The sequence below is a fragment of the Actinocatenispora comari genome, from assembly GCF_017312725.1.
Lineage (GTDB): Bacteria > Actinomycetota > Actinomycetes > Mycobacteriales > Micromonosporaceae > Actinocatenispora > Actinocatenispora comari.
Window position 1 is genome coordinate 144,147 of sequence record NZ_BOPO01000128.1, and the last position, 21,828, is coordinate 165,974.

Sequence of the window (21,828 nt, forward strand, 5' to 3'; positions counted from 1 at the left end):
ATGACGGAGGAGGACAGATGCGAATCCGAACCGTGCTCGGCGCCGTCGCGGCCGCCGGCACCCTCGCGGCGATCGGGGTGGCCGGTCCCGCCCAGGCGTACCCGCCGGCCCCGCCGTCGGCGACCGAATCCGCGGCGCACCTGGCCACCCTGACCGTCGCGGCGCCGGGCTCGATGGACGGGTACAGCCGGGACAAGTTCCCGCACTGGATCAGCCAGGGCGACAACTGCAACACCCGCGAGGTCGTGCTCAAGCGCGACGGCAACGGCGTCACCGTCGGCACCGACTGCTACCCGACCGCCGGTTCCTGGTACAGCGTGTACGACAAGACCACCACCACCGACCCGAGCAAGGTGCAGATCGACCACGTCGTACCACTCGCGGACGCGTGGCGCTCCGGCGCGGCGAGCTGGACCACGGCGAAGCGGCAGGACTTCGCGAACGACCTGACCGACCCCCAGCTGATCGCGGTGTCGGCGTCGAGCAACGAGTCCAAGGGCGACCAGGACCCGTCGCAGTGGAAGCCGCCGAACACCGGCGAGTGGTGCTACTACGCGCGCAACTGGATCCAGGTCAAGTACGTCTGGAAGCTGACGATCACCAGCGCCGAGAAGTCCGCGCTGAGCGACATGCTCACCAACCACTGCTGACCCGGCCGGCGGATGTCCGGCGGGCCCGCGCGCCGGACATCCGACAAAACCTGGCGAGTCGCCGTGGCGCCCGGCACGATCGGCGCCATGAGCCACACGTACTCGGGAGACTTCAGCACCGGCCAGGGCGGCGTGTTCACCGACGAGGTCGGGGTGATCACCGGCCCGGTGACGCTGCGTACCACGGTGGACGACGAGCGGCGGCTGGTCGTGCAGGTGCAGTACCAGGGCGCCGACGAGTGGTACACGGTGAAGGGCGGCAGCTGCACGCTGCACGACGGGGCCGACGCCGAGCCGGTGCACCAGCTGGTCCTCGCCGTCCTGGCCCGCGGCGGCGAGGGCGACCGCCCGCACTGATCAGCGGCGCGGTTGACCGTAGCGGGCGAGGCGACCGGTGACGGCGGTGAGTTCCGCGTCGTCGAGCAGCTTCGGGCTGCGGCCGGTGCCGAGCACCCGCAGCGCCACGTCGCAGACGTACTCCAGGTAGACCGCCCGCTCGTACGCGGCGGCGAGGGTGTCACCGAGGGTCACGGCGCCGTGGTTGGCGAGCAGCACGCCGGTGCCGTCGCCGAGCGCGGCCAGCACGTTCTCGGCCAGCTGCGGGGTGCCGTAGCTGGCGTACCGCGCGACCCGCACCCGCCCGCCGAACATCCCAGGTAGTAGTGCACCGGCGGGACCTCGTCGACCAGGCAGGACAGCGCGGTGGCGGCGACCGAGTGGGTGTGCACGACCGCGCCGGCCGGGTGGGCCGCGTAGCAGGCCAGGTGCATCGGCGCCTCGCTGGTCGGGGCGAGCGGCGCCTGCACCGGCGTACCGTCCAGCCGGTGCACGCCGACCTGGTCGGCGGTCAGGGTGCCGTAGTCGACGCCGGACGGGGTCACCGCGACCAGGTCACCGGCCCGCACGCTGACGTTCCCGGCGGTACCGACGACCAGCCGCTCGGCCACCAGCCGGCGGCACACCGCCACCACCTCGGCCCGCTCGTCCGCCAGCAGCATCGCATCGTCCTCTCCAGCCGAGGTCGTCCGACCCCGAGCCAGGTCGCCCGCGGTCCCGGCACCGCCCGGCCGCTCGGAGCGAACCGGCGCCGTCCGGCCGGCGCGGTCAGGCGCCGCCGTGCGAGCGGTCGGGTTCGACCGGCGGCCCGGTGACCGGGCAGGTCACCCGGGACGCCGAGGCTCGCTCGGCAGGCAGCCGGCGGGTGGGGCGCAGCAGCGCCACCGACAGCACGGTACCGGCCACGAGCAGTGCGGCGCAGATCAGCATCGCGATGCGGAACCCGTGGTCGAACGCGGCCGGTTCCCGGTACGCGGCGCCGGACAGGCCGGCCGCCAGCGGCAGCGCGGCGACCGCGAGCAGGCCGGCGGCACGGGCGACGGCGTTGTTGACGCCGCTGGCGATGCCGGCGTGCCGCTCGTCCGCGGCGGCCAGTACGGTCGCGGTCAGCGGCGCGACCACCACGGTCATGCCCAGGCCGACCACCACGATCGCCGGCAGCACGTCGGTCAGGTAGTGCGCGTGCGGGCCGATCCGCAGCGTCAGCAGCATGCCGACCGCGGTCAGCGCCGGCCCGACGATCAGCTGGGTACGCGGACCGATCCGCTGCGCGACCCGCCCGGAGGTGGCCGACAGGGCCAGCATGATCAGCGTGAACGGCAGCAGCGACACGCCGGCCGCGAAGGCCGAGTAGCCGGAGACCGTCTGCAGTTGCAGGACGACGAAGAACATCAGCCCGCTGAGGCCGGCGTACACCGCGAAGGTGACCGCGTTGATCGTGCTGAAGGTGCGGGAGCGGAACAGGTCCAGCGGCATCATCGGGTTGGCCACCCGCCGCTGCCGCAGCAGGAACACCACCAGCGCGGCGACGCCGAGTACGCCGGCGATCAGCCCGACCGGCCGGCCCGCCGCGTCGGTCGGCTGCACCAGCGCGTAGGTCAGGCCGGCCAGACCGAGCGCGCACAGCACCGCGCCGAGCACGTCGAACCGCCCGGTGTCCCCCGGGTCCCGGCTCTCCGGCACGTACCGCAGGGTGACCGCGACGGCCACCGCGGCGAGCGGCAGGTTCAGGTAGAACACGAACCGCCAGCTGGCCGCGTCGACCAGCCAGCCGCCGACGAGCGGCCCGATCGCGGTGGCCACGCCGCCCAGGCCGGACCAGGCGCCGATCGCCCGGGCCCGGTCGTCCTTGCGGAACGTGGCCTGGATCAGCGCCAGCGAGCCCGGGGTGAGCAGCGCGCCGCCGACGCCCTGCAGCAGCCGGGCCCCGATCAGCACCTCGATCGACGGTGCCAGGCCGCACAGCGCCGAGGCGGCGGCGAACCAGACGGTGCCGATCACGAAGATCCGGCGCCGCCCGTACCGGTCGCCGAGCGAGCCGCCGAGCAGGATCAGCGCCGCCAGGGTGAGCGTGTAGCCGGTGATCGTCCACTGTAGACCGGACAGTTCGGCGTGCAGGTCGGCGCCGATGTGCGGCAGCGCGACGTTGACGACCGTGCCGTCCAGCATCGCCATCCCGGACGCGAGCACGGTCGCGAGCAGCACGCCACGGCCGGTACCGGAGGAGAACGCGACCGAACCGGCGACACCCCGGGGCGCGGCACGGTCGGCGCGGACAGCATCGCCCATGCCGCTCACCATGCCATCCCGGCGGCCGGCGTGGCAGCGGGATGGCCGACGGCATCCGTACCGGAACTCTCGGTACCGGCTGACCGGATGCTGGTTGCCGGCTGGTAACGGCCGCGCCACGCGGGCCACGCAGTGTAAGAATGGTGGGCCGTACATGACTGACCGTTCGTCCGATACCGGTGCCGGACGGCGGGCTGCCGGACCTCGGCGGCAGGATTCGTCCGACTCGACCAGTGCCGCCGGCGGTTCGTCCGACGTGGCATCGCTTGGGAGGTAAGGGAATGAGCATCAGCAGGACGGCCGGCGTGCGCCGGCGCGCCGCGCTGGTCGCGGTGCCGCTGCTGGGTGCGTTGCTCGCCGCGGCGGGTTGCAGCGGCAACTCCGCGACGCCGAACGCCGGCAGCACGAAGGCCGGCGGCTCCGGCTCGGCCAGTACCGTCGACAAGATCATCAGCTCCGCGCCGGTGGCGTCCAGCCTGCCGGACAGCCCGACGCTGAAGAAGATCAAGGCAGACGGCAAACTCGTGTACGGCGGGACCGCCTCGGCACCGCTGTTCTCCCTGAAGGACCCGACCTCGGGCACGCTCACCGGTTTCGACGCCGACCTGGCGAAGATGCTCGCGAAGTACATCACGGGCAAACCGCAGACCGACATGAAGCAGGTGCAGGTCGAGACGCGCGAGGCGCTGCTGCAGAACCACTCGGTCAACGCGGTGTTCGCGACGTACACGATCACCCCGGAGCGGGCGCAGAAGGTGGCGTTCGCCGGGCCGTACTACTCCTCCGGCGACGCGATCCTGGTGAAGAAGGACAACACCTCGATCAAGACGGTCAAGGACCTCAACGGCAAGAAGGTCGCCACCGAGTCCAGCTCGACCGCGGCGAACGACCTGAAGAAGTTCGCGCCGAAGGCCAAGGTGCAGCTGTTCGAGGAGAACAACGACTGCCTGCAGGCGGTGCAGCAGGGCCGGGTCGACGCGTACGTGCTGGACCAGGGCATTCTGGTCGGCGACGCGTCCACGAACTCCGACGTCAAGGTGGTCGGCCAGCCGTTCACCGCGGAGCCGTACGGGATCGGCCTGCCGAAGGACGACCCGGCGTACAAGAAGTTCGTCAACGACTGGCTGACCAAGATCGAGCAGGACGGTACCTGGGCGAAGCTGTGGAAGGCAACCATCGGCACGGTGGTGTCCGGCAGCGCGCCGGAGCCGCCGAAGCTCGGCTCGGTCGAGGGTTCCTGAGTCCGTCGTAACGGTCGGTCGCCGGCAACGGTGACCGACCGGGCAACGCCCCGGAGGCAGCGGTGGACATCTTCTCGCACGCCGGCGACCTCGGCCACGGCTTCGTGGCCACCCTGGAGATCGTGCTCGTCGGGTTCGTCGGCGCGCTGGTGATCGGCACCCTGATCGCGATCTGCCGGATCAGCCCGGTGCTGCCGCTGCGCGCGTTCGGCTGGTTCTACGTCGAGGCGTTCCGCGCGGTGCCGCTGCTGGTGCTGCTGGTGCTGTGCGTGTTCGGGCTGCCCTGGATCGGCATCGTGCTCTCGCCGTTCTGGTCGGTGTGCCTGGGCATCGCGCTGTACGCCGGGGCGGTGGTCTGCGAGACGCTGCGCTCCGGCATCCGCGGGGTGCCGTTCGGCCAGGTCGAGGCGGCCCGAGCGATCGGCTTCACGTTCGGCCAGTCGCTGCGGCACGTGGTGCTGCCGCAGGCGTTCCGGGCGATGGTGCAGCCGTTCGGCAACGTGTTCATCGGCGTGGTGCTCGGCACCTCGCTGTGCGCGGCGGTCGGCGCGCAGGAACTCACGTACGCGACGAAGGTGCTGAGCCTGTCGGTCGGCTCGCCGCTGGTCTGGTACGGCTGCGCCGCCGTGCTGTACATCGTGGTGACGCTGGGCAGCGCGTACATCTTCGGCATGATCGAGCGGCGGGTCAGGTTCCAGCGGTGAGCGGCGTGAGGAGCGAGCGATGAGGGGCGTCGAGCCGGTTCTGTTCGACCGGCCCGGGCCGCGCGGGCGGCGCCGGATCGTCGTGGCCACCGTGCTCGCGGTGCTGGCGCTCGCCGCACTGCTGCTGCTCGCGCTCCGCCAGTTCGACGTGCACGGGCAGCTCGCGGCGGACAAGTGGCGGCCGTTCACCCAGTGGCCGATCATGAGCTTCCTGCTCAACGGGTTGAAGTACACGATCCTGGTGACGCTGCTGTGCACGGTGATCTCGATGCCGGCCGGCGCGGTCATCGCCCTCGGCCGGCTGTCCAGGCGGCGCTGGGTGTCCTGGCCGGCGGTGGCGTTCACCGAGATCTTCCGGTCGCTGCCGACGATGCTGCTGATCCTGGTGTTCCTGCTGGCGCTGCCGCCGGTCGGGCTCAACCTGCCGACGATCTGGAAGCTCGCGGTGCCGATCTGCCTGACCGGCTCGGCCACCATCGCCGAGGTGTTCCGGGCCGGCATCCTCGCCCTGGAGCGCGGCCAGACCGAGGCCGCGTACGCGATCGGCATGCGGTACGGCCAGGCGATGCGGCTGGTGATCCTGCCGCAGGTGATCCGGCCGCTGCTGCCACTGCTGCTGGTGCAGCTGATCAACCTGCTGAAGGACTCCACGCTCGGCTACGTGGTGACCTACTCCGAGCTGCTCTACTCCGGCAAGATCCTCGGCGAGTACGTGCACGCGCCGATCCAGACCTACCTGGTCGTGGCCGCGCTGTACATGATCGTGAACTGGCTGATCACCCGGCTCGCCCACCTGATCGAGCGGCGGCAGGGTCGGCTGCCCCGCTTCCGTACCCGCCGGGTCGACGACGCCACCGCGGTCACCGCCGCCGCCGAGTGAGGCACCGGGCCGGTCATCTCAGTCCTGGCGCCGGAAGGTGTCGGTGTTCGCCAGTACGGCGTGTGCCCAGGGCAGCTCGATCTCGACGGGCGCGGCGCCCGGCCGAGGGCTCTTGACCGCCCGGTCGGACACGACGTGCCAGGCCAGGTGCAGCAGGTCGGCGCGCAGCAGCCCGGTGAACGAGGCGATCGCCGCGGGTTCGCCCGCGGTCACGAACGCCACGTGCAGCGCCCTGCCCTTGCTCAGCCCGGTCACCGGCACCGTCGTCCGGGCGAACGAGCTGTCGTCCAGTGCGGTGGTGAAGGTGCCCTCGACGTGGCCGTCCCGCGCGTCGGTGATCCGCAGCAGCGAGCCGTACTCGTTGATCCAGTTTCCGGTCCAGGTGTTCGGCGTGTCATCCATGCGTCCAGCCTGCGGACGGAACCCGGGCGTTGCCGAGTGGCGGGACAGCCACCCTGCATGGTTTTCTGGCCAGATGCTGCGCGTGGTCGCCGTGGTGGTGGAACCGCAGGCGTCGTTCGAGCTCGGCTGCGTCGCCGACATCTTCGGCATCCGGCGGGACGGGATCCCGGACTGGGCGGAGTTCCTGATCGCCGCGGAACGTCCCGGTCCGGTCGGCGCCAAGGCCGGCTACCGGATCGTGGTCGAGCACGGGTTGGCGGCCGTCGACCGGGCCGACGTCGTGTTCGTCACCGGATGGCCGACGCCCGCCGAACCGTCCCGCGCGCTGACCGACGCGCTGGTGTCCGCGCACGCGCGCGGCAGCACCATCGCCGGGCTGTGCTCCGGGACGTACGCGCTGGCTGCGGCCGGCCTGCTGGACGGCCGGACGGCGACCACGCACTGGTCCCAGACCGACGACCTGGCCCGGCGGTACCCGCTGGTCCGGGTGACGCCCGACGTGCTGTTCGTGGACCACGGGGACGTGGCGACGAGCGGTGGTGCCGGCGCCGCGGCGGACCTCGCGCTGCACATCGTCCGCCGCCGTTGCGGGCCCGAACTGGCCGCCACCATCGCCCGCACCATGGTGCTGCCGCCGCACCGGCAGGGCGGGCAACGCCAGTACGCGATCGATTCGCGGCCACGCCGGCAACCGGACCCGTTCGGCGGGCTGCTCGACTGGTGTGTCGACCACCTGGCCGACGATCTGGGCCTGACCGCCATGGCCAGGCGGGCCGGGGTCGCGCCACGCACGCTGCACAGGCGGTTCCAGGCACATCTGGGTACGTCGCCGGCGGCCTGGGTTCAGCAGCAACGGATCGCCCGGGCGGCCACGCTGCTGCAGACCACCGACCTGCCGGTCGCGTCCGTCGGGGCGGCGGTGGGGATGCGCGACCCGACCAACTTCCGGGCCCGGTTCCGGGCCGGGACGGGCACCAACCCGAGCGACTACCGCCGGACGTTCGCCGAGCCACGCCGGACACCGAGCGGACCGGCCATCCCGGCGGGCCGGACGCCGGTTGCCGGGGCCGGTCAGCGTTCGTCGTCCTCCTCGTCGGCCGGCTCCGGGTAGGCGTACCAGCGGATCCGGACCGAGCGGGAGCCCGGGGGCGCCTCGTCGACGCGCTGCGCGTACCGGTGCACCAGCTCCAGGTATTCGGCCTCGAAGGCGCGGAACTGCGCCGGTGACAGGTGGGTGCCGGCGCGCGACCAGGTGGTCATCGGCTTGTCCCGCTCCCAGTGCGCGAGCAGCGTGTCGACCATGGTGCCGATGTCGTGCGCGTCTTCGGCGAGCCGGCGCCGGGTGATCTGCTCCACCAGCGCGCGGCCGGCCTCGTCCAGGGTGTCCGGGTCGGCGGTCTGCCAGTTGGTGTTGGTGCGCCGCCACCAGCGCTCCCGCCCGTTGCCCCGGTCGGGCAGGTCCTCGATGTACCCGTACCGCTCGAGCTGGCGCAGGTGGTAGCTGAGGGTGCCGGTGTTCTGCCCGAGCCGCTCCGCGAGCGTGGTGGAGGTGACCGTGCCGTCCCGGTCGATCTCGCGGAGGATGCGCCGGCGGAGCGGGTGGGTGAGCGCCTTCAGCGTTTCCGGATCCGCGACACGGTGGCGCATCGGCTCGGGCATGTCCCCTAGGTTACATCTACAGACTTTTGTTTGCAGAGGAAGTTCTGCGGATTGCTAGGGTGGACCCGGGACGAACCGAGGAGGGTCCGATGGCGCCGAGTACCAGAACGTTTCGGCTGGTCGGCGCCGCCTTCGCGATCGCGGCGGCGGCCATGCTGCCGTGGCTGGCGGTGCTCGCCCGCACCCTGCCGACCAGTACCCGGGCGCACAACTGGTCGCTCGCCTGGATCGGCTTCGACGTGCTGCTCGCGCTCGGCCTGGCCGCCACCGGCGCGCTGGCCTGGCGCCGGCACCGCGGCGTGGTGGTCACCGCGACCGCCACCGCGACGATGCTCGTCGTCGACGCCTGGTTCGACGTACTGACCTCGGCTCCCGGCGGCGACCTCGACCAGGCGCTGCTGCTCGCCGCGTGCTGCGAGCTACCGCTCGCGGCCGGCTGCCTCGCCCTCGGCGTCGCCGCCGCCCGCCGCCTGCGCTGACCGCGCGGTGTCGGCGATGCGGAGCAGGTCGACGTAACCGGGGAGCACGTCGGCGAGCGGCGCGACCTCCGGGTGCCAGGCGCGCTCCCACTCCAGCGACACCGGCCCGGTGTACTCGCGCCGGCGCAGCTGCGCCAGCACCTCGTCGAGCGGCAGCACACCCTCGCCGATCGGTACCGGCGTACTGTCCTCGGCCGACGGCACGTCCTTGACCTGCACGTACCCCAGCCACGGCGCGACCAGGGCGGCGGAGGTGGCCGGGGTCTCGCCGCCGAGCCAGGTGTGCAGCACGTCCCAGATCACCCCGAGCGGTACACCGTCCGATGTGGACAGACCGGCCCGCTCGGTGGCCGCGGCGACCACGCGTACCGCGTCCTCCGCCCGGCGATGCGAGTCGTGCGTCTCCAGCAGCACGCCGACGCCCGCGTCGGCGGCGGCGTCGGCCACCGCGGCGAGCCGCCGTACCGCCCGCTCGTCGGCAGCCGGCGACGGTTCACCGCCACCGGGGAACACCCGCACGTACGGCGCGCCCACCGCCACCGCCGCCGCCAGGTGCCGGCGCAGCTCCGCCACCACCTGCGCGTCGTCCCCCTCGCCGGCCACCCGGATGTACGAGTCGAGCGCGAGCGCGGTGAGCCCGGCGGCGGCGAGCCGGTCCCGGACCGCGGCCAGTTCCGCGGCGGACAGCCCGGGATGCACCGGCTCGCCGTCGGCGTAGCGGAACTCGATGCCGGTGCAGCCGCTCGCGGTGGCGAGCTCGATCACCTCGGGCAGCGGCAGTCCCGGGCAGCCGAGGGTGGCGAAGGCGATCACGTCGGTTCTCCTGTCCGGTGGTGGCGGATCCGGTGCCGCGAGGCGAGGTCCGTGCCGGCGTTCGCCGGCCCGGCGACGCGCGGTCGGTGGCGACGGCGCCGGCGGGTCAGCGTTCCGGGCCGGTCGTGGCGCCGCGGGTCGGCTCGAACGCGGCGGCCCCGTCGCGTACCTGCCGGGTGGCCGGGATCGGCGCGGCCGGCCGGTGCAGCGCGGCGGTGCTGCCCCGCAGCACCACCTCGGCGTCGACCCGGACCACCTGCGCCGCCTGGCCCTCCCGGCCGGCGAGGGCCAGATCCAGTGCGCGGGCGCCCATCTCGGCGAGCGGCAGCCGCACCGTGGACAGCGGCGGGGTGAGGTCTCGTACCGTCGGGATGTCGTCGAAGCCGGCGAGCGAGACGTCGTCGGGCACCCGGATGCCGAGGTCGCGCAGCGCGGCGAGGGCGCCGATGGCCATCACGTCGGACAGCGCCACCACGCAGCTGACCTCGCGCAGCGCGCCGGACTCGTGCAGCTTCCGCACCGCGGCGTACCCGCCGTCCCGGGTGAAGCCGCCGTCGGCGACCCGGTGGTTGGGCAGCTTCGCCGCGGCCCGGCCGAGCTCCTGCCGGAACCCGAGGTACCGGTCCCGCACGGTCAGCAGGTGCTCCGGCCCGGTGACCAGGGCGAACTCGCGGTGGCCGAGTTCCAGCAGGGCACGGGCGAGGGCACGGGCACCGCCCTGGTTGTCCGGTAGCACGGTGTCGACGTCGAACCGGTGCTGGCTGACCACGGCGACCCGGCCGCCACCCGCGGCGTACGCGGCGAGCGCGGCGCGCAGCTTCTCGGAGCGTTCCCGGTCGTGGTAGCCGGAACCGGCCAGGATGATCGCCTGCGCGCGCTGCTGGTGCAGCATCCGCACGTACGCGAGTTCCCGGTCCGGGTCGCGGAACGTGCAGGACATCATGACGAGCATGTCGTGCTCGGTGGCGCGGCGCATGGCCCCGCCGGCGATGGCGGCGAAGTACGGGTCGGACACGTCGTGCAGCACCAGGCCGACGCTCGCGGTGTGGCTGCCGGCGAGCGCCTGGGCGTGCGCGTTCGGGGTGTAGTGCAGCGCGCTCGCGGCGGCGAGCACCTTGTCCCGCAGCTGTGGCCGGACCACCCGGTTGCCGCCGTTGAGCACCCGGGACGCGGTGGCGACCGACACCCCGGCCTGCCGCGCCACCTCGGCGAGTGTCGCCACTGCGGTACCCCTTTCCCCGCGTGCATGCGCGCGCGGCATGCCACCCGGTATCACTACCATCCGGCCGGCTCCGCCGTGGCCCGGGGCCGCGCAACGCGCCCACCGACCGTGCTTGACCCGGCCTGGACAGTCAGTCTACGGTACGGCAAGCGCTTTCCAGGCAAGCGTTTACCGGAGTACGCAGGAGGATCGACCGCATGCCAGTACGTACCGTCGGTATCGCCATGAACGGCGTCACCGGTCGCATGGGCTACCGACAGCACCTCGTCCGCTCGATCCTCGCCATCCGGGACCAGGGCGGCGTGGAACTCCCGGACGGGACCCGCGTGGTACCGGAGCCGATCCTGGTCGGCCGCAACGAGACCAAGCTGCGCGACATCGCCGCCCGGCACGGCCTCGACCGGTACGCCACCGACCTCGCCGCGGTGCTCGCCGAGCCCGACGTCGAGGTGTACTTCGACGCCCAGGTGACCTCCGCCCGGGAGAAGGGCATCCTCGCCGCGATCGCCGCCGGCAAGCACGTGTACACCGAGAAGCCGCTCGCCGAGTCGGTCGAGGGCGCCCGCACGCTGGCCCGCGCCGCCCGCGACGCCGGCATCGTCGACGGCGTCGTGATGGACAAGCTGTTCCTGCCCGGCCTGCGCAAGCTGCGCCGGCTGATCGACGGCGGCTTCTTCGGCCGCATCCTGTCGATCCGCGGCGAGTTCGGCTACTGGGTCTTCGAGGGCGACTGGCAGCCGGCCCAGCGACCGTCCTGGAACTACCGCACCGCGGACGGCGGCGGCATCGCGCTGGACATGTTCGCGCACTGGAACTACGTGCTGGAGGACCTGTTCGCGCCGGTACGGGCGGTGACCGCGCGGGTCGCCACGCACATCCCGGAACGCGTGGACGAGTCCGGGCAGACCTACACGGCCGACGCCGACGACGCCGCGTACGGGATCTTCGAGCTGGACGGCGGGATCGTCGCGCAGATCAACTCGTCCTGGTGCGTCCGGGTCAACCGGGACGAGCTGGTCGAGTTCCAGGTCGACGGCACCGACGGGTCGGCGGTCGCCGGGCTGCGCCGCTGCCGGTTCCAGCACCGCGCCGGTACCCCCAAACCGGTGTGGAACCCCGACCTCGCCACCCCGGAGCCGTTCCGCGAGCAGTGGCAGGAGGCACCGGACAACGAGGAGTTCGACAACGGCTTCAAGGTGCAGTGGGAGCAGTACCTGCGGGCCGTCGTCGCGGGCGAGCCGTTCCGCTACGACTTCGCCGCCGCGGTGCGCGGCGTGCAACTCGCCGAGCTGGGCTACGTCAGCTCCCGCGAGGGCCGGCGGGTGGAGATCCCGTGACCGGCATCCTGCTGCCCACAGTGGACGGTGGGCTGGCCACCCACCGGCTGCGCGAGCCGGTGTCCTGGCCCGGGATCGAGCGGCCGGCAACCTCCCGGGTCGCCTACGCCGCGGCGCATGTCGTCGCCGATCCGTTGGCGGACAACACCCCTGGCGCGCCGGCGGTGGTCGACTGGGACGCGACCATCGGGTACCGCCGGCACCTGTGGTCGCTCGGCCTCGGCGTCGCGGACGTGATGGACACCGCGCAGCGCGGCATGGGACTGGACTGGGTCGCCACCCGGGAGCTGATCCGCCGGTCGGCCGCCGCGGCCCGGGACTTCACCGGGCCGGCCCTGCTCGGCTGCGGCGCCGGTACCGACCAGCTCGGCGACGTGGCCACCCTGGACGAGGTGATCGCCGGGTACGAGGAGCAGCTGGCGGTCGTCGAGGACGCCGGTGCCACGGTCATCCTGATGTGCAGCCGGCAGCTGGCCCGGATCGCCCGCGGACCGGAGGACTACGCGCGGGTGTACGGCCGGCTGCTCGACCAGGTGCGCCGGCCGGTGATCCTGCACTGGTTGGGCGCGATGTTCGACCCGGCCCTCGCCGGCTACTGGGGATCGACCGACCTCGCGGTCGCGACGAAGAGCTTCCTGGACATCGTGACGGCGCATTCGTCCAGGGTGGACGGTGTCAAGGTCTCGCTGCTCGACGCCGGGCACGAGGTCGCGCTGCGATCCGCGCTCCCGGCCGGGGTACGGCTCTACACCGGCGACGACTTCAACTACCCGTCGCTGATCGGGTCCGGCTCCGACGCGCTGCTGGGCATCTTCGACCCGATCGCCCCCGCCGCCGCGGCCGCGCTGCACGCGCTGGACGCCGGCGACCGCGGCCGGTACGACGAGATCCTGGCGCCGACCGTGCCGTTGTCGCGGCACGTGTTCGGCGCCCCGACGTACCACTACAAGACCGGGATCGTGTTCCTCGCCTGGCTCAACGGGCACCAAGACGCGTTCACGATGATCGACGGGCGGCAGAACGCACGCAGCGTGGTACATCTCGCCGAGACGTTCCGGTTGGCCGACGCCGCCGGGCTGCTGCGCGACGGCGAGCTCGCGGTCCGACGGATGCGCGCACTGCTTGCGGTGCACGGGATCGAGGCCTGATGGCGAGCAACACGGCGGCAGGCCATGGGATCGACGTCGACGTACCGACCGGGGCGCGGGCGACCATCGAGACCCCCGCCGCGGGCGACCCTCGGCTGTCCCGGCTGTCGCTGAACCAGAAGACCGTGGACCGGCTCGACCTGCCCGCCGCCGTCGACCTGTGCGCCCGGCACGGCATCCCGTCGATCGGGCTGTGGCGCGAGCCGGTCACCGAGTACGGCGTGGCCGCCGCGGCCAAGCTCGTTCGAGACGCCGGCCTGCGCGTCTCGTCGCTGTGCCGGGGCGGGTTCCTCACTGCCGAGGACCGTACGCTGTTCCGCGCGGCGATCCACGCCAACCAACGCGCGATCCGGGAAGCCGCCGAGCTCGGCACCGACACGCTGGTGATGGTCGTCGGCGGCCTGCCGGACGGCTCGCGCGACCTGGTGGGCGCGCGGGAACGGGTCGCCGACGCCGTCGCGGAACTCGCGCCGTTCGCCGCCGAGCACGGTGTGCGGCTGGCCCTGGAACCGATGCACCCGATGTTCTGCGCCGACCGCGGCGTTCTGTCCACTGTGGAGGAAGCGGTGACGATGGCGGCGCCGCACCCGGTCTCGGCGGTCGGCGTGGTGATCGACACGTACCACGTGTGGTGGGATCCGACCGTGGCCACGGCGATCGCGTCGGCCGGGGCCCGGATCGCGTCGTTCCAGGTGTGCGACTGGGTGGTACCGCTGCCGGCCGACGCGCTGCTCGGCCGCGGGATGATGGGCGACGGGCACATCGACTTCCGGGCGCTGCGCGACATGGTCGACAGCGCCGGCTACACCGGCGACATCGAGGTGGAGATCTTCAACGCCGACGTGTGGGCGGCCGACCCGGACGCGACCGCGGCGACCGTGAAACGCCGGTACGTCAGCGAGGTGCTGTAGGACACCTCGGCCGCCCCCTCGCGCTGGCGGACCGGGCGCGGGGGGGGCGGCGCGGTGGGGCCGGACCCGGCCCGGTCAGGCCGGGACCTTGTCCAGGAAACCGGCGACCTGCGCGATCCGGCCCTCGTCGTCGATGGCCACCACGTCGAAGCCGATCACGATCGGTTCGGCGCCGTCCGGCCCGAGGTGCCAGCTGAACCGGGCCAGCTGGTGATGGTCGTCGACCGGCCCGCCGAGGCTGAACCGCAGCCCCGGGAACTGCTGCTGCGCCTCGCCGAGCAGCGCGTCGATGGCGTCCCGGCCGCGGACGTCGGCGAGCGGGTCGGTGTAGCGCGCGTCGGCGGCGAAGACCTCGTCGACCAGGGCACGCCGCGCGACCGGGTCGTTCTCGTTCCAGGCGTCGAGGTAGCGGGTCGCCAGCGCGGTGGTGTCTGCCATGACTTCCTCCTGTTGTCGGATCGGTGTACCCGACGCTACGGACGCCACCGGTACCGCCGAATCAGTCACGCATCGGTAATTCACCGGCCACGACCGCCCGATCCGGCGCGCCGCGGCGATCCCGACCCCGGACCGCCGGCCCGATCGACGGCCCGTGCGCATCGGCGGACTGCTCGCCGTACGGCCGATTCGCTCGCTCCGTCGACCGGCAACGCCGCGGCCGATTTCCGCCAGCCAAGCCGCGGCCGCCGGCCGCAGACTGGCGACATGGAGTACGAGAACCACCACACGCCGATCGCCCCGAGCATCCTGTACTGGGGCACCCCGGTCGTCCTGCTGTCCACCGAGAACCCGGACGGTACGGCCAATCTCGCCCCGATGTCGTCGGCGTTCTGGCTCGGCTGGCGCGGCGTGCTCGGCCTCGGCGCCGGCTCGCAGACCGCTCGAAACCTGCGCCGTACCGGGGAGTGCGTGCTGAACCTGCCGTCCGACGAGCAGGCCGACGCGGTCGACCGGCTCGCCCTCACCACCGGCAACCCGTGCCTGTCGGCGGGCAAGGCCACGCGCGGCTACCGGTACCAGCCGGACAAGTTCGGCGCCGCGGGGCTCACGCCGGTACCGTCGGAAACCGTTGCGCCACCACGCGTCGCCGAGTGCCCCGTCGCCATGGAGGCGACGCTCGCCACGGCGCACCCGATCGCGGACGACAACGAGCAGGAGCGCGGCGCGATCGTGGCGTTCGAGGTGGTGGTCCGCCGGGTCTGGGTACACGACGAGATCCGCGCCACCGACCGGCCCGACCACGTCGACCCCGACGCCTGGCGGCCGCTGATCATGAGCTTCCAGCAGCTGTACCGGCGGGGGCCGCGGGCCCGCTCGTCCCGCCTCGCCACCATCCCCGAGCAGCTCTACCGGGACAGCGAGTACGTCCCCGTCGCGACTTGACCTTGACGTGCGGGTCAGGGTCTACGGTCGCCGCATGAGCGAACGCGCGGCACTCCGGCAGCTACCCGACGAGCCTTCCGACGGGGGCACCGCACCCGGCGGGGCACCACTCGAAGGCGCCGCGCCAGCCGGGAAACCCCTGGCCGGCAAGGCGGTCGTCGTCACCGGCGGCGGTACCGGCATCGGCCGGGCCACCGCCCGGCTGTTCGCCGCCGAGGGCGCCGAGGTGCTCATCACCGGGCGCACCGAACGCACCCTGGCCGAGACCGCGGACGGCATGCCCGGGATGCGTACCGTGGTCGCGGACGTGGCCGCACCGGACGGGCCGGCGGCGATCGTCGACGCCGCGGTCGACCGGCTGGGGCGCATCGACGTGCTGGTCAACAACGCCGCGATCGTCCGGCCGGCGCGGCTCGGCGAGATCGACCGGCGCGCCGCCGAGGCCGAACTCGACACGAACCTGCTCGGCCCGGTCTTCCTGACCCAGCACGCACTTCCGCACCTGGCGTCCGGCGCGGTGATCGTCAACGTCACGTCGAACGGCCCGCATCACGGCTGGCCGGGCAACTCGGTGTACGGCTCGACGAAGGTGGCGCTCGACTTCCTCACCTACACCTGGGCCGCCGAACTCGCCGGGCGCGGCATCCGGGTGGTGTCGGTCGCGCCGGGCATCACCGCCACCCCGGTACTGGCACACGCCGGGTTCAGCGCCGACCGCATCGCCGCCGAGGCGCCGCGCGCGATCGAGCGGATCCCGCTCGGCCGGATCGCCGAGCCGGCCGAGATAGCGTGGTGGATCGTCGCGATGGCGCGACCGGAGGCGAGCTACCTGACCGGCCAGGTGCTGCGGGTCGACGGCGGCCTCAACCATGCGGGTACGTTCTGACGGCGGTGACCGCCGCCACGGTCACGGGCCCCGGACGGGGCTGTCGAGGGGGAGTGCGGTGCGCATCGGAGAACTGGCCCGGCAGACCGGCGCGACCCGGCGTGCCCTGCGGCTGTACGAGTCGCACGGCCTGCTGACCGCCGACCGCGGGTCGAACGGCTACCGGCACTACGGCGCGGCGGCCACCCGGAAGGTGGCGAACATCCGGCGGCTGCAGGCGGCGGGCTTCACCCTGGCCGAGATCGCCGACTTCCTGCCCTGCCTGGACGGTGACCTGACCGCGGTGTGCCCGGCCAGCGCGCCGACGATCGCCCGCAAGCTCGCCGCCGTACAGCGGGAGCTGGATGCGCTCACGGTGCTCCGGGACCGGCTGGCCGGCCTGCTCGACCACGCCGCCGAACCGGCCCGGTCCGCCTGACGGGGCCGAACAGCACGGCGCCGTTGCTGCCGGCTGTCGGAGCCGGGACGCAGCTGCGGCGCCGGAGCTGCCCGCCCGCCTGTCGGAACCGGGTCACCGTGCCGGCGCCGTTGCAGCCGGCCGGGCCCGGCCGAGCCGGAAAGCCGGTCGGCGTCAGTCCGTTGTGGACAGGCGCACCAGCATCTTGCCGATGTTGCCGCCGCGCATCATGTCCAGAAACGCCGCCGGCGCGTTGGTCAGGCCGTCGGCGAAGGTCTCCCGGTAGGACAGCTCGCCGCCGGCCAACCAGCCACCGGCCCGCTCGACGAACTCGCCGCGCAGGTCGCCGTGGTCGCGGACGAGGAACCCGCGCAGGGTCAGCCGCCAGCCGATCAACCGGGCCAGGTTGCGCGGCGCGGCGGCCGGCTCGGTGTCGTTGTACCCGGAGATCATTCCGCAGATCGCGGCCCGCCCGAACCGGTTCATCGACCCGATCGCGGCCTCCAGGTGCTCGCCGCCCACGTTGTCGAAGTACACGTCGATGCCGTCCGGCGCGGCCGCCCGCAGCTGCCGCGCCACCGGCCCGTCGTGGTAGTCGAACGCGGCGTCGAAGCCCAGCTCGTCGGTCAGGTAGCGGACCTTCTCCGCCGACCCGGCCGAACCGACGACCCGGCCGGCCCCGAGCAGCCGGGCGAACTGGCCCACCGCGCTGCCGACCGCACCGGCCGCGCCGGACACGAACACCGTCTCGCCCGGCCGGAGCCGCGCCACCCCGACCAGCCCCGCGTACGCGGTCAGCCCGGTCATGCCGAGGATGCCCAGGTAGGTGGAGACCGGCGCCGCGGCCGGGTCGACCCGCACCGCATGATCGGCGTCGAGCAGCGCGTAGTCACGCCAGCCGAGGCCGTGCAGCACCGTGTCGCCCACCGACCACCGCGGCGAGCGCGACTCGACGACCTCGCCGATCGCGCCGCCCTCCAGCGCCTTCCCCACCTCGAACGGCGCCACGTACGACTCGACGTCGTTCATCCGGCCCCGCATGTACGGGTCGACCGACATCAGCGTGTTGCGCACCAACACCTGCCCGTCGGCCGGCGCCGGCACCTCGACCGTGGCCAGTTCGAACGTCTCCGCGGTGGGCCAGCCGTCCGGCCGCGCCGCCAACCTGATCTCCCGCCCAGCTGTCATGCCACCAGGCTATTGCGCTCCCGGCGCCGTGGCTCAGACGTCGACGGAGCGGCGCCCCTCGAACGCCCGCCCCAGCGTGATCTCGTCCGCGTACTCCAGATCGCCGCCGACCGGCAGCCCGGACGCGATGCGCGTCACCGCGATCCCCATCGGCTTCACCAGCAGCGCGAGGTACGTCGCGGTCGCCTCGCCCTCGGTGTTCGGGTCGGTGGCGAGGATCAGCTCGGTCACCGCCCCCGACTGCAACCGGGTCATCAGCTCCCGGATCCGCAGGTTGTCCGGGCCGACGCCCTCCAGCGGGTTGATCGCCCCGCCGAGCACGTGGTACCGGCCGCGGAACTCACCGGTGCGCTCGATCGCGACGACGTCCTTGGGCTCCTCCACCACGCACAGCACCTCGTCGGTGCGCCGCGCGTCCCGGCAGATCCGGCACTCGTCGGCCTCGGCCACGTTGAAGCAGGTGCGGCAGAACCGCACCTGGTCCTTGACCCGGGTCAGCGCCGCCGACAGCCGGGTGACGTCCTCCCGGTCGGCGGCGAGCACGTGGAACGCGATGCGCTGCGCGCTCTTCGGACCGACCCCGGGCAACCGCCCGAGCTCGTCGATCAGATCCTGGATGGCGCCCTCGTACACCGGGCGGTCCTAGAAGCCCAGACCGGGCATGCCACCGGCCATCCCGCCGAGGCCGCCCGCGATCGGACCCATCTTCTCCTGCTGCACCTTGCGCGCCTCCTCGGTGGCGCTGCGCACCGCCGCGACGATCAGGTCCTGCAGGGTCTCGATGTCCTCCGGATCGACCACCTTCGGGTCGATCTCGATGCTGCGCAACTCGGCGCTTCCGGTCACCGTCGCGGTCACCAGGCCGCCACCGGCGCTGCCCTTGACCTCGGTGTCCGCCAACTCCTCCTGCGCCGAAGCCAGCTGCTCCTGCATCTTTTGTGCTTGCTTGAGCAGTTCCTGAAGGTTCGGCTGCCCGCCACCCGGCATCACGGCGACTCCTCGAAGTTGTCGGCTCTGCGGTCTGTCCCTGCCGAGCGTAGCCGGCGCAACGCAGCACCACCCGCGCCGCCCGCTCCCGCCAGCACGCACCGCCCGCCACCCGGCACGCACCGGCAGCCCCGTGCCAGAGCCCGCGCGCCGGCTCCGGTCGCCCGCTCTCGGGTCGCAAGGACCACTGCCCGCTCGCTGCCGGCCGGCCATCTCGACGTCGCGGCGTCGCGGCGTCGCGGCGTCGCCTGTAGCCCAGCACTCGAGCTGCCCTCCGCACGCTGTCGCCTGGAGCTCGGCCCGCTGGGCCGGAGGTTCTCGCCCTAGTCGATCTGTTCCGCGCCGAGCTTCTGTACCAGCAGCGACACCGCCCGGTCCTCGACGCTGACCGGCTTGGGCGCGCTGGCCGGGTCGAACGGCTCGTCGGTCGGCTCGTCGCCGGGCGCGAACCCATCGAGCGCCGGCGCCGCCGTGCTCGGGCCGGCCGGCCGGGCCGGCGCCGGGGCCACCGCGGTCGCCGCACCGCCAGCGGTCGGACCCGCGCCACCCATGCTGGCCGGTACCGGATCGTCCGGCGAGAAGTCGGTCGGCCCGTCCGGCAGCCAGTCCGGCGCGCTGGCCGGCCGCGGCATGGTCGCCACCGCGCCGTCCGGCCGCGTGCTGCCGCTTCCGGGCGCGCCGGGAGCGAACCCGCCCGTCGGCGAGCCGGCACTCGCGACCGGCGCGCTTCCGGCGACCGCACCGAGCCCGGCCGGGGCCGCTACCGATCCGGTCGGGGCCGAACCGCCCGGCGCGGCACCGGTCGATGCGGCACCGGTCGGTCCCGTACCGTTCCCGGACGGTTCCGCCGCGGCACCGCCGCCACCCGCGGGACCGGCACCACCACCGGCACCGCTCTCGGGCGGCGCAGCGGCGGAGCCACCCGGGCGAGCGATCTCCGGCCAGCCACCGGCGTCGTTCGCGGCCGGCGCCGACGAACCGGACGGGGCCGGCGGCGGCGCGGCCGGAGCCGGCGGGGCGGCGGTCGGCGGGGCTGCGGCCGGCGGCGTGGCGGCCGGCGGGGCGCTGCTGGGCGGCGCCGGCCGGCTCGACGCCGCCGGGTTCGCCTCGCAGCGAATCCGCAACCGGCGATGCAGTACGGCGTGCACCGCGTCCTGGATCACCGACGCCAGGTTGTCGTCGTTGAGCCGCGCCGCGGTGCCGGCGTTGCGCGCCTTGAGGACCAGGGTGTCGCCGTCCAGCGCGTACGGCCCGGCGTTCTGCCCGAGGATCGCCCACACCATCTGGCGCCGCCGCTTCACCTCCGCCAGCACCGCGCTCCAGTGCGTCTCGACGGTGGCCAGGTCCACGTCACCGGACGCGGCCGGGGCGGCAGCGGCACCGCCGGCCGCCGGCGCCGCCGGCGCAGGTGGCGCCGGCGCAGGTGGCGCCGAGACCGGCTCCGCCGCGACCGGCACGGGCTCGGCCGCCGGGGCGGGCGCAGGCACCGGCGCGGACGGCGCGGCCACGCTGGACGCAGGTCCTGCGGCCTGCGCCGGCACCGACGCCGTCGCGGCCGGGGCGGCGCTCGACCCAGCCGGGGCGGCCGCACTCGAACCGGTTGCCGAGGAGGCCGAGTTCGAACCGGCCGGGGAGGCCGGGCTCGGCGCGGCCGGTGCGGCGGGTGCAGCCGGCGCGGCCGGTGCAAGCGGTGCGGGCGGTGCGGCGACGATCGGCACCGCGCCGCCGGCGGCGATCCGGTGCTCCAGCGTCTCCAGCCGTTGCAGCAGGTCGGCGGTGCTGTCGCCGGCGGGCAGCAGCATCCGGGCGCAGAGCACCTCCAGCACCAGCCGGGGCGAGGTGGCACCGCGCATCGAGGCCAGGCCCTCGTGCAGGATGTCGGCCATCCGGGACAGCGTGGCCGGGCCGAGCCGCTGCGCCTGCGCGGTGAGCCGGTCCACCTCGTCCGGTGGAACCGCGAGCAGGCCCTTGCCGGCGGCGTCCGGCACCTGGTTGAGCACGATCAGATCGCGCAGCCGTTCCAGCAGGTCGGAAGCGAACCGGCGGGGATCGTGGCCGGCCTCGACGACCCGGTCGACCGCGCCGAACAGCCCGGCACCGTCCGAGGTGGCCAGCGCGTCGACGGCGGCGTCGATCAGCTCCACGTCGGTCACGCCGAGCAGCGCGACCGCCCGCGGATAGCTCACCCCGGACTCGTCGGCGCCGGCGAGCAGCTGATCCATGATCGACTGGGCGTCCCGGACCGAGCCGCCGCCCGCGCGCACGACCAGCGGAAACACCGCCGGATCGACCTTGACGCCCTCCTTGGCGCAGATCAGCTCCAGGTGCTCGCGCATCACCCCGGGCGGCACCAGCCGGAACGGGTAATGGTGGGTACGCGACTTGATCGTGCCGAGAACCTTGTCCGGTTCGGTGGTCGCGAACACGAACATCACGTATTCGGGTGGTTCCTCGACCAGCTTGAGCAGCGCGTTGAACCCGGCCGACGAGACCATGTGCGCCTCGTCGATCACGTACACCTTGTAGCGGCTGTTGACCGGGGCGAAGAACGCCTTCTCGCGCAGCTCGCGGGCGTCGTCGACGCCGCCGTGACTGGCCGCGTCGATCTCGATCACGTCGATCGAACCCGGCCCGTCCGGCGCGAGTGCCCGGCACGAGTCGCACTCGCCGCACGGCTCCGGCGTCGGCCCCTTCGCGCAGTTCACCGAGCGGGCCAGGATCCGGGCGCTGGACGTCTTGCCGCAGCCGCGCGGCCCGCTGAACAGGTAGGCGTGGTTGAGCTTGTCGTTGCGCAACGCCGCCATCAGCGGCTCGGTGACCTGCTCCTGGCCGAACACCTCGGCGAAGGTGCGCGGCCGATACTTCCGGTACAACGCGATGTTCGGCACCGGCGTCTCGCCCCCTCTCCGAGACCCA

23 protein-coding genes and 1 pseudogene are annotated in these 21,828 nt (G+C 73.4%); 13 read left to right on the top strand and 11 right to left on the bottom strand.

Annotation, left to right across the window (positions count from 1 at the left end; all coding sequences use genetic code 11):
• The first annotated feature begins 17 nt into the window (after positions 1 to 17).
• On the top strand, positions 18 to 650 hold the full coding sequence (locus NUM_RS31650) for an HNH endonuclease family protein (protein ID WP_207128586.1): 633 nt from the start codon (positions 18 to 20) through the stop codon (positions 648 to 650).
• A gap of 87 nt (positions 651 to 737) precedes the next feature.
• Positions 738 to 1,007 (top strand): hypothetical protein, encoded by a 270-nt coding sequence (locus NUM_RS31655; RefSeq protein ID WP_207128587.1) that lies wholly within the window; start codon positions 738 to 740, stop codon positions 1,005 to 1,007.
• On the opposite strand, the pseudogene NUM_RS31665 reads toward NUM_RS31655, so the two are convergent.
• A pseudogene (locus NUM_RS31665) lies at positions 1,008 to 1,648 on the bottom strand (class II aldolase/adducin family protein).
• A 106-nt stretch (positions 1,649 to 1,754) separates the two neighbouring features.
• Positions 1,755 to 3,275 (bottom strand): MFS transporter, encoded by a 1,521-nt coding sequence (locus tag NUM_RS31670; protein WP_207128590.1) that lies wholly within the window; start codon positions 3,273 to 3,275, stop codon positions 1,755 to 1,757.
• A 281-nt stretch (positions 3,276 to 3,556) separates the two neighbouring features.
• On the opposite strand from NUM_RS31670, the gene NUM_RS31675 reads away from it, so the two are divergent.
• From NUM_RS31675 to NUM_RS31685, 3 genes are all read left to right on the top strand, one after another.
• Positions 3,557 to 4,516: a glutamate ABC transporter substrate-binding protein gene (locus NUM_RS31675; protein WP_207128591.1), complete on the top strand. Its 960-nt coding sequence runs from the start codon at positions 3,557 to 3,559 to the stop codon at positions 4,514 to 4,516.
• Between the two features lie 62 nt (positions 4,517 to 4,578).
• Positions 4,579 to 5,220, top strand: coding sequence for an amino acid ABC transporter permease (locus NUM_RS31680; protein ID WP_051802722.1), 642 nt, complete (start codon positions 4,579 to 4,581; stop codon positions 5,218 to 5,220).
• A gap of 19 nt (positions 5,221 to 5,239) precedes the next feature.
• Complete coding sequence (locus NUM_RS31685; protein WP_207128592.1) at positions 5,240 to 6,100, top strand: amino acid ABC transporter permease; 861 nt, start codon at positions 5,240 to 5,242, stop codon at positions 6,098 to 6,100.
• A gap of 18 nt (positions 6,101 to 6,118) precedes the next feature.
• Here NUM_RS31685 and NUM_RS31690 read toward each other — a convergent pair whose 3' ends face one another.
• A complete protein-coding gene (locus NUM_RS31690; RefSeq protein WP_207128593.1) occupies positions 6,119 to 6,502 on the bottom strand; it encodes an avidin/streptavidin family protein in 384 nt (127 codons plus the stop codon).
• A gap of 73 nt (positions 6,503 to 6,575) precedes the next feature.
• On the opposite strand from NUM_RS31690, the gene NUM_RS31695 reads away from it, so the two are divergent.
• Positions 6,576 to 7,613 (top strand): GlxA family transcriptional regulator, encoded by a 1,038-nt coding sequence (locus tag NUM_RS31695; protein WP_207128594.1) that lies wholly within the window; start codon positions 6,576 to 6,578, stop codon positions 7,611 to 7,613.
• Here NUM_RS31695 and NUM_RS31700 read toward each other — a convergent pair.
• Complete coding sequence (locus tag NUM_RS31700; RefSeq protein ID WP_207128595.1) at positions 7,574 to 8,161, bottom strand: ArsR/SmtB family transcription factor; 588 nt, start codon at positions 8,159 to 8,161, stop codon at positions 7,574 to 7,576. The two genes, NUM_RS31695 and NUM_RS31700, sit on opposite strands and share 40 nt — an antisense overlap.
• Before the next feature lie 89 nt (positions 8,162 to 8,250).
• Here NUM_RS31700 and NUM_RS31705 point away from each other — a divergent pair, with 89 nt between their 5' ends.
• Entirely contained in the window at positions 8,251 to 8,640 is a 390-nt protein-coding gene (locus tag NUM_RS31705) for a hypothetical protein (RefSeq protein ID WP_207128596.1), read from the top strand.
• On the opposite strand, the gene NUM_RS31710 is transcribed toward NUM_RS31705, so the two are convergent.
• Positions 8,581 to 9,453 carry a sugar phosphate isomerase/epimerase family protein gene (locus tag NUM_RS31710; RefSeq protein WP_207128597.1) on the bottom strand — a complete coding sequence of 291 codons (873 nt, stop codon included), beginning with the start codon at positions 9,451 to 9,453 and terminating at the stop codon, positions 8,581 to 8,583. The genes NUM_RS31705 and NUM_RS31710 overlap by 60 nt on opposite strands.
• 106 nt (positions 9,454 to 9,559) lie before the next feature.
• On the bottom strand, positions 9,560 to 10,675 hold the full coding sequence (locus NUM_RS31715) for a LacI family DNA-binding transcriptional regulator (protein WP_225918984.1): 1,116 nt from the start codon (positions 10,673 to 10,675) through the stop codon (positions 9,560 to 9,562).
• A gap of 197 nt (positions 10,676 to 10,872) precedes the next feature.
• On the opposite strand from NUM_RS31715, the gene NUM_RS31720 reads away from it, so the two are divergent.
• The 3 genes from NUM_RS31720 to NUM_RS31730 are packed head-to-tail and all read left to right on the top strand — an operon-like array spanning position 10,873 to position 14,071.
• Complete coding sequence (locus NUM_RS31720; protein ID WP_207128599.1) at positions 10,873 to 12,012, top strand: Gfo/Idh/MocA family protein; 1,140 nt, start codon at positions 10,873 to 10,875, stop codon at positions 12,010 to 12,012.
• Positions 12,009 to 13,160: a dihydrodipicolinate synthase family protein gene (locus tag NUM_RS31725; RefSeq protein WP_225918985.1), complete on the top strand. Its 1,152-nt coding sequence runs from the start codon at positions 12,009 to 12,011 to the stop codon at positions 13,158 to 13,160. The genes NUM_RS31720 and NUM_RS31725 overlap by 4 nt, the downstream gene beginning before the upstream one ends.
• On the top strand, positions 13,160 to 14,071 hold the full coding sequence (locus NUM_RS31730; RefSeq protein WP_207128600.1) for a sugar phosphate isomerase/epimerase family protein: 912 nt from the start codon (positions 13,160 to 13,162) through the stop codon (positions 14,069 to 14,071). The genes NUM_RS31725 and NUM_RS31730 overlap by 1 nt, the downstream gene beginning before the upstream one ends.
• Positions 14,072 to 14,146: 75 nt before the next feature.
• Here NUM_RS31730 and NUM_RS31735 read toward each other — a convergent pair whose 3' ends face one another.
• Complete coding sequence (locus NUM_RS31735) at positions 14,147 to 14,509, bottom strand: nuclear transport factor 2 family protein (RefSeq protein ID WP_207128601.1); 363 nt, start codon at positions 14,507 to 14,509, stop codon at positions 14,147 to 14,149.
• Between the two features lie 267 nt (positions 14,510 to 14,776).
• Between NUM_RS31735 and NUM_RS31740 the strand changes: the two genes are divergently transcribed.
• The 3 genes from NUM_RS31740 to NUM_RS31750 are packed head-to-tail and all read left to right on the top strand — an operon-like array spanning position 14,777 to position 16,758.
• The gene (locus tag NUM_RS31740; protein ID WP_207128602.1) at positions 14,777 to 15,454 is read left to right on the top strand and encodes a flavin reductase family protein; all 678 of its coding nucleotides are present in this window, start codon (positions 14,777 to 14,779) and stop codon (positions 15,452 to 15,454) included.
• A 34-nt stretch (positions 15,455 to 15,488) separates the two neighbouring features.
• Positions 15,489 to 16,340 (top strand): SDR family NAD(P)-dependent oxidoreductase, encoded by an 852-nt coding sequence (locus tag NUM_RS31745; protein ID WP_207128603.1) that lies wholly within the window; start codon positions 15,489 to 15,491, stop codon positions 16,338 to 16,340.
• Positions 16,341 to 16,398: 58 nt separating this feature from the next.
• Positions 16,399 to 16,758 (top strand): MerR family transcriptional regulator, encoded by a 360-nt coding sequence (locus NUM_RS31750; RefSeq protein ID WP_207128604.1) that lies wholly within the window; start codon positions 16,399 to 16,401, stop codon positions 16,756 to 16,758.
• A 153-nt stretch (positions 16,759 to 16,911) separates the two neighbouring features.
• On the opposite strand, the gene NUM_RS31755 is transcribed toward NUM_RS31750, so the two are convergent.
• From NUM_RS31755 to NUM_RS31770, 4 genes are all read right to left on the bottom strand, one after another.
• Complete coding sequence (locus NUM_RS31755) at positions 16,912 to 17,925, bottom strand: NADP-dependent oxidoreductase (protein WP_207128605.1); 1,014 nt, start codon at positions 17,923 to 17,925, stop codon at positions 16,912 to 16,914.
• A 33-nt stretch (positions 17,926 to 17,958) separates the two neighbouring features.
• Complete coding sequence (gene recR / locus NUM_RS31760; protein WP_207128606.1) at positions 17,959 to 18,558, bottom strand: recombination mediator RecR; 600 nt, start codon at positions 18,556 to 18,558, stop codon at positions 17,959 to 17,961.
• A 9-nt stretch (positions 18,559 to 18,567) separates the two neighbouring features.
• Positions 18,568 to 18,912, bottom strand: a complete 345-nt coding sequence (locus NUM_RS31765; protein WP_207128671.1) for a YbaB/EbfC family nucleoid-associated protein — start codon at positions 18,910 to 18,912, stop codon at positions 18,568 to 18,570.
• A gap of 323 nt (positions 18,913 to 19,235) precedes the next feature.
• Positions 19,236 to 21,800 carry a DNA polymerase III subunit gamma and tau gene (locus NUM_RS31770; protein WP_225918986.1) on the bottom strand — a complete coding sequence of 855 codons (2,565 nt, stop codon included), beginning with the start codon at positions 21,798 to 21,800 and terminating at the stop codon, positions 19,236 to 19,238.
• Between the last annotated feature and the right edge of the window lie 28 nt (positions 21,801 to 21,828).